The organism is Vibrio sp. 10N.261.52.C11, assembly GCF_041471405.1.
GTDB classification, from domain to species: domain Bacteria; phylum Pseudomonadota; class Gammaproteobacteria; order Enterobacterales; family Vibrionaceae; genus Vibrio; species Vibrio crassostreae_C.
In genome coordinates, this window is the sequence record NZ_JBFROI010000007.1 from 82,888 (window position 1) to 94,888 (window position 12,001).

General features: G+C 46.2%; 9 protein-coding genes. 5 read left to right on the forward strand and 4 right to left on the reverse strand.

The window, feature by feature from the left end; genetic code table 11:
• Positions 1 to 15: 15 nt before the first annotated feature.
• The 4 genes from AB4323_RS01915 to hslR all read right to left on the reverse strand — a co-directional run bounded on the left by AB4323_RS01915 (position 16) and on the right by hslR (position 5,402).
• Positions 16 to 1,986 carry an AsmA family protein gene (locus AB4323_RS01915; RefSeq protein ID WP_229648022.1) on the reverse strand — a complete coding sequence of 657 codons (1,971 nt, stop codon included), beginning with the start codon at positions 1,984 to 1,986 and terminating at the stop codon, positions 16 to 18.
• Between the two features lie 154 nt (positions 1,987 to 2,140).
• Positions 2,141 to 3,766: a phosphoenolpyruvate carboxykinase (ATP) gene (gene pckA / locus AB4323_RS01920; protein ID WP_229648021.1), complete on the reverse strand. Its 1,626-nt coding sequence runs from the start codon at positions 3,764 to 3,766 to the stop codon at positions 2,141 to 2,143.
• 337 nt (positions 3,767 to 4,103) lie between these two features.
• Positions 4,104 to 4,997, reverse strand: coding sequence for an Hsp33 family molecular chaperone HslO (hslO, locus tag AB4323_RS01925; protein WP_017063067.1), 894 nt, complete (start codon positions 4,995 to 4,997; stop codon positions 4,104 to 4,106).
• A gap of 18 nt (positions 4,998 to 5,015) precedes the next feature.
• Complete coding sequence (hslR, locus tag AB4323_RS01930) at positions 5,016 to 5,402, reverse strand: ribosome-associated heat shock protein Hsp15 (RefSeq protein WP_017090220.1); 387 nt, start codon at positions 5,400 to 5,402, stop codon at positions 5,016 to 5,018.
• Between the two features lie 330 nt (positions 5,403 to 5,732).
• Between hslR and gspC the strand changes: the two genes are divergently transcribed.
• The 5 genes from gspC to gspG all read left to right on the forward strand — a co-directional run bounded on the left by gspC (position 5,733) and on the right by gspG (position 11,936).
• The gene (gene gspC, locus AB4323_RS01935; protein WP_372151473.1) at positions 5,733 to 6,614 is read left to right on the forward strand and encodes a type II secretion system protein GspC; all 882 of its coding nucleotides are present in this window, start codon (positions 5,733 to 5,735) and stop codon (positions 6,612 to 6,614) included.
• Between the two features lie 41 nt (positions 6,615 to 6,655).
• A complete protein-coding gene (gene gspD, locus AB4323_RS01940; RefSeq protein ID WP_102332599.1) occupies positions 6,656 to 8,680 on the forward strand; it encodes a type II secretion system secretin GspD in 2,025 nt (674 codons plus the stop codon).
• Positions 8,680 to 10,182 carry a type II secretion system ATPase GspE gene (gspE, locus tag AB4323_RS01945; RefSeq protein ID WP_372151474.1) on the forward strand — a complete coding sequence of 501 codons (1,503 nt, stop codon included), beginning with the start codon at positions 8,680 to 8,682 and terminating at the stop codon, positions 10,180 to 10,182. The genes gspD and gspE overlap by 1 nt, the downstream gene beginning before the upstream one ends.
• A 1-nt stretch (position 10,183) precedes the next feature.
• The gene (gene gspF, locus AB4323_RS01950; protein WP_017070113.1) at positions 10,184 to 11,404 is read left to right on the forward strand and encodes a type II secretion system inner membrane protein GspF; all 1,221 of its coding nucleotides are present in this window, start codon (positions 10,184 to 10,186) and stop codon (positions 11,402 to 11,404) included.
• An 88-nt stretch (positions 11,405 to 11,492) separates the two neighbouring features.
• Entirely contained in the window at positions 11,493 to 11,936 is a 444-nt protein-coding gene (gene gspG / locus AB4323_RS01955) for a type II secretion system major pseudopilin GspG (protein WP_017062485.1), read from the forward strand.
• Positions 11,937 to 12,001: the final 65 nt, after the last annotated feature.

The following is a 12,001-nucleotide window of genomic DNA, read 5'->3' on the forward strand; positions in this document are numbered from 1 at the left end:
TAAAGATACAAGGCGCTACTCCTGAGGAGTGGCGTTTTTTTGTTGGCAGTCGTTAATCTCCGAATACTCAGCTTGGGTGAGCTTTCCTGAGATTTGATGGCATGGGTCCGATAGGGTAATCGAGAGGGTGTGTTGCTCAGCTTTAAGCAAGTCGAGTTCTCCAGAAGCCTCGCCATTGAGCGTTTGAACCCTTTGTTCGCCTTGCTCTGCTGATGATGCACCAATAATATGCATCGGTTCGAGAGTGAAGCGCCCACGGTCAAAATGCGCATTAAGCTCTGGAATTTCAAACACGTTATCAGTCGATGTTTCAGAAAGCTTGTCATTAAAGGTCATCACACCCTGGCGAACGCTGCCAGTGAGTTGCCCTGTGGTTGAGTAACCGAGCATCAGTGAGTCGCCATATAAACCTGCGGCTTGAAGTTCAAACTCGCCATAGCCGGTTGCATCGAGTGGTAATTCAAGTCGCTGCAGCATAGGCGCAATGGGTAACCCATCGGCAGAAATATCTAAGCTCCATGGCTTGCTGATTTGGTTAAAATCGAGCGTTGCATTGGCTTCAATGTAGCCATTCCTGAGTGGTGCAAACAGACGAGTCAGCGTCCATTTTCCTTGTTCGCTATTCATCTCAACCACGGGCTGTGCGCTGAGAATATTTTGGTAGCTGGCATCATTGGCGCTCGCCATCAGCTTCCCTTGCCATAAGCCCAGTTTTCTATCTTGCAGCAGTTGAACTTGATGCCCCTCGACATGTAATCCAGAGACCTGCCAGTAAGGCGTTTGTGCTAGTTGGATAAGTTGGCTGCGTTCTATATTAAGTCGGTTAATCTCGACGTTCTGGATTTGTGTAAGCCAAGGTATTAGTCGAGCTGCGACTAGAGGGCTATCTTGGTTTTCGGTAATCCACTTGATGCCTTGTAGGTCGAGTTGCGCTAATTCAATGCTGCTAGGGGTGACTTCGCCATTGAGCTGAACAGTGCCTTGCAGGAATTGAGTATAGAAATCTTCAATCAGAATCTGGTTTGTTTCTAGATTGAGCTTGAGGCTTGGCTCGATGAACATGTCATCATCAATGGTCACTCCTTCAGCTTGCAGAGAAAAAATGGCTTTCTGTTGTTTCCAGATTTCAAAAGGCAGTTGGATATTTTCTAGTGAGGCATCAAAGGCAGCGAGGTGCCCATCTTGCCACTCTACGTCGCTGCGTAGAATATCTAAGCTATTGATGTGATTGATCTGAATACCTGCCACATCCCATTCTTTGCTTAGTAGGTTTTGGGTCTGCTTCTGATTGAGTCGTAAGCCATCGACGGTCACATTCACCAACGACCAATCTTGTTGATATTGTTCAGCTTGCCCAGAAATCTTGGCGCCACGCCAGTCAAACGAAGCACCATAAAGGGTGCTGTCGCTAGGTTTTAAGTCTAGGTCAATCAACAGATTATCGAATGCCTCACCTTGCCAATACAGTTGTGAGGCAGAGAGTTGGGTTTTTCCATAAGGTAGCAGCGAGTTATCGTTGTTCCACGTTGGGGCGGAGATCTGTAGGTCGATGCCTCGCGCATTAAACTCTGGCGTCGAAAAGTCGAGATTGTTGATGGCCAGCTGGTGGAGCTTGATGTTTGGTTGGGTAAATAAAGAAGTCAGTGTTTTTAGATCGTCTGCCTCTAATTGTAGGCCGCTGATCAAAACAGATTCAAAGACCAGTTTGGCCTCTGTCATCGAGCTGGGGCTGAACCAAAGATCGATCTTGTCGATATACAGAGGTGTTTGCTTTTCTGGTTGGCTTTGGGTAATGCCCATTAAGGTGATGTGATAAGGCGCCTGATACTCAACATCTTCAATGAATACAGGTTGTTCAATCGTATGTTTGATAAAAAAGTTGGCAACATCCGCACGGTATTGGGTCTGCAGGCTTAATAGCAGCGCTGCGATAGTTGCAACGGCGATAGCCAACACAATGCCGAACACCATGAATACCTTTTTCATTCCCTGAAAGCCTTAAATTTCAATAGTCTTAAAACAGAGTGGAACAAAAAGGGTCAAGCATCAACAAAAAAGCCCCTCAAAAGAGGGGCTTGCTACAAAAATATCATTTTAAATTGGGCGTTTGCTTTTGGCTAAGCCCGAGCAGATGGTTGGATTAGTCCAGTTGAGGACCAGCTGCAACCAGTGACTTACCTTCAGCGTTATCTGTGTACTTGTCAAAGTTGTTGATGAAGCGCTCTGCTAGATCTTTCGCTTTGCTTTCCCACTGCAATGGATCAGTGTACGTATCACGCGGGTCAAGAATCGTAGGATCTACGTCGTGCAACGCTAGCGGTACTTCTAGGTTAAACATAGGGATAACCTTAGTTTCAGCGTTGTCGATTGAGCCATCTAGGATAGCGTCGATGATGCCTCGCGTATCTTGGATAGAGATACGTTTACCAGTACCGTTCCAACCTGTGTTCACTAGGTAAGCTTCAGCGCCAGCTGCTTCCATACGCTTCACAAGCACTTCAGCGTACTGAGTTGGGTGGAGAGTTAAGAATGCCGCACCAAATGCAGCAGAGAACGTTGGCGTTGGCTCAGTAATACCACGCTCAGTGCCCGCTAGTTTTGCAGTGAAGCCAGATAGGAAGTGGTACTTCGTTTGCTCTGGAGTCAGTTTAGAAACGGGTGGCAGTACACCGAATGCATCAGCAGTCAGGAAGATAACCTTTTGAGCGTGACCGGCTTTTGATACTGGTTTAACGATGTTATCGATGTGGTGAATCGGGTAAGAAACACGAGTGTTCTCAGTTTTTGAACCGTCATCAAAATCGATAGAACCATCACCACGAACTGTTACGTTTTCTAGTAGTGCATCACGACGGATTGCATTGTAGATTTCAGGTTCTGCTTCTTTAGATAGACGAATCGTCTTCGCGTAACAACCACCTTCGAAGTTGAAGATACCATCGTCATCCCAACCGTGCTCATCATCACCGATTAGCTCACGCTTAGGATCGGTTGAAAGCGTAGTTTTACCTGTACCAGATAGACCGAAGAAGATGGCTACATCGCCTTTCTCGCCGACGTTTGCACTACAGTGCATTGAAGCAATGCCTTGCAGAGGAAGCAGGTAGTTCATCATTGCGAACATGCCTTTCTTCATCTCACCGCCGTACCAAGTACCACCGATAATTTGAACGCGCTCTGTTAGGTTGAAAGCAACGAAGTTTTCAGAGTTTAGACCCTGCTTTTCCCAGTTAGGGTTAGTTGTTTTAGCACCGTTCATTACCACGAAATCAGGTTCGAACGTTGCTAGCTCTTCGTCAGTTGGACGAATGAACATGTTCTTAACGAAGTGCGCTTGCCACGCTACTTCAGTGATAATACGCACGCTTAAGCGCGTATCAGGGTTAGCACCACAATAACCGTCGATGACAAACAGGCGCTTGCCAGATAGCTGAGTTGTCACAAGCTCTTTCAGCTCATTCCATACTTCAGTTGTAATCGGTTTGTTGTCATTTTTGCCTTGATCTGACCACCACATGGTATCGCGGGTCGTGTCATCTTTAACAATGTACTTATCTTTTGGTGAGCGGCCAGTAAAGATACCAGTGTCTACCGCAACAGAGCCTAGTTCCGTTACTACGCCTTTTTCGTAGCCTTCCAAACCTGGCAGTGTTTCTTCAACGAATAACTGCTCGTAGCTAGGATTACGAAGAACTTCAGTAACGCCAGTCAGTCCGTGCTTAGTTAGATCAATTTGTGCAGCCTTTGTATGTTCCATAACGGTCATAGGTGCTCCTTGTAGGATATTTTGTAGGGATTTTGTATTAATTTTTTATTGTTATCTGCTCACCATGCTAGCAACGAGACTCGGGGGAAACAGGGATATAGCTCAAAAAATATCCATATTAGCCATGGGGTTTTAAGCGTCTCGTCACATATTGGCCCAACTAGTCTATCCTGTACGCAAACCTTTGCGCTAGGGGCGAGAACATTATTAATTGATTAAAATTAAGCGGTGATTTTATTACGAGATGTTACGGAGTTTGCGCTATTTTGATCACAAAAAAGGCCAGCTGAGGGCTGACCTTTTTGGGGTAAATTACGTGTTTTTGGTACGCCGTAAATTAATGAACCGTATTGCTGCCTTTATCTGCTGCTTCTGCGTACAGTGCATCAACATCATTCTTGTCGAACGAGTAGTTTGTGCCACAGTAATCGCAGTGTAGACCAACGCTTCCTTCGGTGCTTAGGATGTCGTAGATCTCTTCTTGAGCAACAGTAATGATTGCTGCTGCACTTCGATCGCGTGAACAGCCACAGAAGAACTCAACCGGTTGTGGTGTGAATAGCTGTACTTTCTCTTGGTTGTACAAACGGTAAAGCAGTTCGTTCGCTTCTAGAGTGAATAGCTCTTCGTTTTTCACGGTGTCTGTTAGTTGCTCTAGGTGCTCGAAGTCGTCTGGAGTACCGGTGCCGTCAGGCATTACTTGTAGCAACATACCTGCAGCGTGTGCTTTGCCTTCATGCTCGCCAGTGCGCAGCCATAGACGAGTCTTAAGCTGTTCAGAGTTAGCGAAGTAGCCTTCAAGCACTTGTGCAAGCGTGTCACCTTCAAGACCAACGATACCTTGGTAACGCTCACCTTTCTTAGGATCGATAGTGATCACTAGATGACCTTTACCCATTAGGGCGTGTAGACCTGCGTCGTCTGCGATATCGCCTTCAAAGCGAGCAACACCACGGATCTTCTGATCGTGATCGCCATTGATAACTGCTAGAGATACTGGGCCGTCACCTTGCAGCTGCATCGTGATAGAACCTTCAAACTTTAGGGTCGCCGTTAGTAGCGTCGTTGAAACCAGTAGCTCACCCAACAGCTTTTGTACTGGAGCTGGGTATTCCTTGCTAGAAATAATCTGTTGGTACGCTTCGTCCATCTGTACCAATTCACCACGTACTGATAGGTCTTCAAATAGGTAGCGATTTAAAACATTACTTGTAGACATTGGGTCTGCCATTTGGCTATTCCTTCTAGCTTATTGAGTCTTGAACTTGATGATGTCACGACGTTGCTTTTTATCTGGGCGACGTTCTGGTGCTGGGCTATGAGCATTTAGCTTGCGTTGTTGTGCAAACTCTTCTCTTTTTGCCAAGCTTTCGGTGGTTTCTTCATAGAGGGTTTGAGCGACTGGCGCCCCGCCGCGGTGTGCGGATATTTTCTCTATGGTGACCGTCTTTTCTTCATTCCCTTGGCGCAGGGTAACCACTGCCCCAAGTTCTACGATTTTGCTGGGTTTACTGCGCTGACCATTATAGTGGACTTTGCCACCATCGACCATGTTGCGAGCAATTGAACGAGTTTTATAAAAGCGTGCTGCCCACAACCATTTATCGAGTCTGACAGCTTCATTAGTCGTTTTCATATAGGACAGTGCCTTTTCAGTTAGAAATGAATGCGGTTTAACTGTAACGAACAGTGCGCAACATGTTTTTGATGATGCTTATCACATTAAGTAGAAGCTTAAAGTGGAGGCGGTTGGCATTTTTTTCAAGTCATAATACAAAATAGCCATGTTATGCCGATTTATCGATTTGCTATGATATAGTTCAGGATCTTATTGCTTAAATAAGCTTGGTATCGAACGAATGAATAAAAAAGCTGAAAGTTTAATGATTTGCAGCGTTTGTCGTCATGAAAAGGGACTAGGAAAGTGAACTTTTTAGAGCTCAAAAATCGCGTAGGGAATTCTCCTATGTTGAGCCGCTTATTAGAGAATGGATTTGTACTTCAGCAGAAACTAAGCTTAGCGACCTGTTGTGTATTGATTGCAGCTTCCGCATGGATCTTAGGGCAGCTTGTATGGTTTATCGAACCTGCTGAGCAAACTATCGCGCCTTGGACAGCAACGGCTTCATCGTCTTCAGCACCTCAATCGACCCTTGATATCTCTTCTTTGCAGCAGAGCAACATGTTTGGTGCTTACAACCCAAGCACGCCCGCTGTGGTTGAACAGCAAGTTATCCAAGATGCGCCTAAGACGCGATTAAACCTCGTTTTAGTGGGTGCAGTCGCGAGCTCGAATCCAAAACTGAGCTTAGCGGTGATCGCCAATCGCGGCACGCAAGCGACCTACGGAATTAATGAAGAGATTGAAGGCACTCGAGCCAAGTTAAAAGCGGTATTAATCGACCGCGTTATCATTGATAACTCAGGACGAGACGAAACCTTGATGCTTGAAGGTATTGAGTACAAGCGTTTAGCGGTATCAGCACCTGCGCCACCTCGTACCACTTCTTCTGTTCGTGGCAATAACCCCGCTTCCGAAGAAGAGAAGCTAGACGAAATTAAAGCGAAGATAATGCAAGATCCACAACAAATCTTCCAATATGTTCGACTGTCTCAGGTGAAGCGTGACGATAAAGTGATTGGTTATCGTGTGAGCCCTGGCAAAGATTCAGAACTTTTTAACTCTGTTGGGCTCCAAAACGGAGATATTGCCACTCAGTTAAATGGACAAGACCTGACAGACCCTGCTGCTATGGGCAACATATTCCGTTCCATCTCAGAACTAACAGAGCTAAATCTGGTGGTCGAGAGAGATGGTCAACAACATGAAGTGTTTATTGAATTTTAAAACTTTGCGTCTAACGAAGGACGAAAGTGTAGGAGAAGTACGTGAAGCATTGGTTTAAGAAAAGTGCATGGTTATTGGCAGGAAGCTTGATCTGCACACCCGCAGCCATCGCGAGTGATTTTAGTGCCAGCTTTAAGGGCACTGACATTCAAGAGTTTATTAATATTGTTGGCCGCAACTTAGAGAAGACCATCATCGTTGACCCTTCGGTACGCGGGAAAATTGATGTGCGCAGTTATGACGTACTCAATGAAGAGCAATATTACAGCTTCTTCTTAAACGTATTAGAGGTGTATGGCTACGCGGTCGTTGAAATGGACTCGGGTGTTCTTAAGATCATCAAAGCCAAGGATTCGAAAACATCGGCAATTCCAGTCGTTGGAGACAGTGATACGATCAAAGGCGACAACGTGGTGACACGTGTTGTGACGGTTCGTAATGTCTCGGTGCGTGAACTTTCTCCTCTGCTTCGTCAACTAAACGACAATGCAGGCGCGGGTAACGTTGTGCACTACGACCCAGCCAACATCATCCTTATTACAGGCCGAGCGGCGGTAGTAAACCGTTTAGCTGAAATCATCAAGCGTGTTGACCAAGCGGGTGATAAAGAGATTGAAGTCGTTGAGCTAAAGAATGCTTCTGCGGCAGAAATGGTACGTATCGTTGATGCGTTAAGCAAAACCACTGATGCGAAAAACACACCTGCATTTCTACAACCTAAATTAGTTGCCGATGAACGTACCAATGCGATTCTTATCTCAGGTGACCCTAAGGTACGTAGCCGTTTAAGAAGGTTGATTGAACAGCTTGATGTGGAAATGGCAACCAAGGGCAACAACCAAGTAATTTACCTTAAATACGCCAAAGCAGAAGATTTAGTCGATGTGCTGAAAGGCGTGTCGGACAACCTGCAATCAGAAAAGCAATCTTCAACCAAAGGCAGCTCATCGCAACGTAACCAAGTGATGATCTCCGCTCACAGTGATACCAACTCGTTGGTGATTACCGCACAACCGGACATCATGAATGCGCTTCAAGATGTGATCGCACAGTTGGATATTCGTCGTGCTCAAGTATTGATTGAAGCCCTAATTGTCGAGATGGCAGAGGGTGATGGCATTAACCTTGGTGTGCAATGGGGTAACCTTGATACTGGTGCTGTGATTCAGTATGGCAACACAGGTGCGTCAATCGGTGGCGTAATGGTTGGTTTAGAAGAAGCGAAAGACACTGAAACGACCACCGCAGTCTATGATGATAATGGCGCCTTTTTGCGTAATGAAACGACCACAGAATCCGGTGACTACTCAACGTTAGCTTCTGCTCTTTCTGGCGTTAATGGCGCGGCAATGAGCGTAGTGATGGGTGACTGGACTGCCTTGATCAGTGCAGTAGCGACCGATTCAAATTCAAATATCCTATCTTCTCCAAGTATCACCGTGATGGATAACGGCGAAGCGTCGTTCATTGTGGGCGAAGAGGTGCCTGTTTTAACTGGCTCGACCGCAGGCTCAAGTAACGATAACCCATTCCAAACGGTTGAACGTAAAGAAGTGGGTATCAAGCTAAAAGTCGTGCCACAAATCAATGAAGGTGACTCAGTTCAGCTGCAAATAGAACAAGAAGTATCGAACGTATTAGGCGCAAACGGGGCAGTAGATGTTCGTTTTGCTAAGCGTCAGCTAAATACGTCAGTGATTGTTCAAGACGGTCAAATGCTGGTGCTGGGTGGCTTGATTGACGAGCGAGCGCTGGAAAGTGAATCTAAGGTGCCGTTCTTGGGCGATATCCCTGTTCTAGGACACCTGTTCAAATCAACCAGTACTCAGGTTGAGAAAAAGAACCTAATGGTCTTCATCAAACCAACCATTATTCGTGATGGTATGACAGCCGATGGTATCACGCAGCGTAAATACAACTTCATCCGTGCTGAGCAGTTGTACAAGGCTGAGCAAGGACTGAAATTAATGGCAGACGATAACATCCCGGTATTGCCTAAATTTGGCGAAAGCATGAATTACCCGGCTGAACTTCAAGCCTTCATTGATCAGATGGAAACAGAATAATGGCTGAATTGGTAGGGGCGGCACGTACTTATCAGCGCTTGCCGTTTAGCTTTGCGAATCGCTATAAGATGGTGTTGGAGTATCAACATCCAGAGCGCGCACCGATACTTTATTATGTTGAGCCACTGAAATCGGCGGCGATCATTGAAGTGAGTCGTTTTGTGAAAAATGGTTTCACGCCACAAGCGATTACTCTCGATGAGTTTGATAAAAAACTGACCGATGCTTATCAGCGTGACTCGTCGGAAGCTCGTCAGCTCATGGAAGACATTGGTGCTGATAGTGATGATTTCTTCTCACTAGCGGAAGAACTGCCTCAAGACGAAGACTTACTTGAATCAGAAGATGATGCACCAATCATCAAGTTAATCAATGCGATGCTGGGTGAGGCGATCAAAGAGGGTGCTTCGGATATACACATCGAAACCTTTGAGAAATCACTGTCGATCCGTTTCCGTATTGATGGTGTGTTACGTGATGTGTTGGCGCCGAGCCGTAAACTGGCTCCGCTGCTCGTGTCACGTGTAAAGGTTATGGCTAAATTGGATATTGCGGAAAAACGCGTGCCACAAGATGGTCGTATTTCTTTGCGTATTGGTGGCCGAGCGGTTGATGTTCGTGTTTCAACCATGCCTTCTTCGCACGGTGAGCGTGTGGTAATGCGTCTGTTGGACAAAAACGCCACTCGTCTAGACTTGCACAGTTTAGGTATGACAGCAGAAAACCATGAAAACTTCCGTAAGCTGATTCAGCGCCCACACGGCATTATCTTGGTGACCGGCCCGACAGGTTCAGGTAAATCGACGACCCTGTACGCAGGCCTGCAAGAACTCAACAGCAATGAACGAAACATTTTAACCGTTGAAGACCCGATCGAATTCGATATCGATGGCATTGGTCAAACACAAGTGAACCCTAAGGTTGATATGACCTTTGCGCGTGGTTTACGTGCGATTCTTCGTCAAGATCCCGATGTGGTAATGATTGGTGAGATACGTGACTTAGAGACCGCAGAGATCGCTGTTCAAGCCTCTTTGACCGGTCACTTAGTGATGTCGACCCTTCACACCAATACGGCAATCGGTGCAATTACGCGTCTGCGTGATATGGGCATCGAACCCTTCTTGATCTCTTCTTCGCTGCTGGGTGTTTTGGCTCAGCGCTTGGTTCGCACCCTGTGTAACGACTGTAAAGAACCTTACGAAGCGGATAAAGAACAGAAAAAACTGTTTGGGTTGAAGAAGAAAGACAGCCTAACGCTTTACCATGCCAAAGGGTGTGAAAGCTGCAGTCACAAAGGCTATCGAGGCCGTACTGGTATTCATGAGCTATTGATGATTGACGATTCGGTACAAGAGCTGATTCACAGTGAGGCTGGTGAACAGGCGATTGAGAAAGCAATTCGTGGCACAACACCAAGTATTCGAGATGATGGCTTGAGCAAAGTTCTGAAAGGGGTAACGTCCCTAGAAGAAGTGATGCGAGTGACCAAGGAAGTCTAGTATGGCGGCATTTGAATACAAAGCACTGGATGCCAAAGGCAAAAGTAAAAAAGGCTCGATTGAAGCGGATAACGCTCGTCAGGCTCGCCAAAGAATCAAAGAACAAGGCTTGATGCCGGTTGAGATGACCGAAGCTAAAGCTAAAACGACGAAAGGTGCACAGCCTTCGACCAGCTTTAAGCGTGGTATCAGCACGCCAGACCTTGCTTTGATTACTCGCCAAATTTCCACCTTGGTGCAATCAGGCATGCCGCTAGAAGAGTGCTTGAAAGCCGTGGCGGAGCAATCTGAAAAGCCACGTATTCGAACCATGTTACTGGCGGTTCGTTCGAAGGTAACGGAAGGTTATTCGCTAGCCGATAGCTTGGCTGATTACCCACATATCTTTGATGAACTGTTTAGAGCCATGGTCGCGGCTGGTGAGAAATCGGGTCACTTAGATGCGGTATTGGAGCGACTGGCTGATTACGCAGAAAACCGTCAGAAGATGCGCTCTAAGTTGCTGCAAGCGATGATCTACCCTGTGGTGCTGGTGGTGTTTGCGGTGACGATTGTTTCGTTCCTGCTGGCAACCGTGGTACCTAAGATCGTTGAACCGATTATCCAAATGGGCCAAGAACTTCCTCAATCGACACAATTTTTATTGGCATCGAGTGAATTTATCCAGAATTGGGGCATCCAATTACTGTTGTTGATCATCGGTGTGATTGTGTTGATTAAGACCGCTCTGAAAAAGCCGGGTGTTCGCATGAGTTGGGATCGCAAGCTATTAAGCATTCCACTGATCGGCAAGATCGCGAAAGGAATTAATACCTCTCGTTTTGCACGAACACTCTCTATCTGTACCTCGAGTGCGATTCCTATCCTTGAGGGGATGAAGGTTGCGGTTGATGTAATGTCGAATCACCATGTGAAGCAACAAGTACTGCAGGCGTCAGACAGTGTTAGAGAAGGGGCAAGCCTGCGTAAAGCGCTCGATCAAACCAAACTCTTCCCTCCAATGATGCTGCATATGATCGCCAGTGGTGAGCAGAGTGGTCAGTTAGAGCAAATGCTAACAAGAGCGGCAGATAACCAGGATCAAAGCTTTGAATCGACCGTGAATATCGCGTTAGGTATCTTTACGCCAGCACTTATCGCTTTGATGGCAGGCTTAGTGCTGTTCATTGTGATGGCGACTCTGATGCCGATGCTTGAAATGAATAATTTGATGAGTGGTTAATCAACTGCTCATAAGACGTTAGTTTTTGGATTAACGAGAAGAAGGACATTATTACCTTCAACTCGCTGTCTGTAATTTGGAGAAAATAATGAAAAACAGAATGAAGAAACAATCAGGCTTTACCCTATTAGAAGTGATGGTTGTTGTGGTTATCCTTGGCGTATTGGCGAGCTTTGTTGTACCTAACCTATTGGGTAACAAAGAGAAGGCTGACCAACAAAAAGCCATCACTGATATTGTGGCGCTAGAGAACGCGCTAGATATGTACAAACTGGATAACAGCGTTTACCCAACAACGGATCAAGGTCTTGATGCATTGGTTTCTAAGCCAAGCAGCCCAGAGCCTCGTAACTACCGCGACGGTGGCTACATCAAGCGTCTGCCAAACGACCCATGGGGTAACGAGTACCAATACCTAAGCCCTGGTGATAACGGCACTATTGATATTTTCACTCTTGGTGCTGATGGCCAAGAAGGTGGTGAAGGTATTGCGGCGGATATCGGCAACTGGAACATGCAGGATTTCCAATAAGCTTCAGCTTATTGTTTGATACGTTATTGATGCTTGATACGTTATTGATGCTTGATACGTTATTG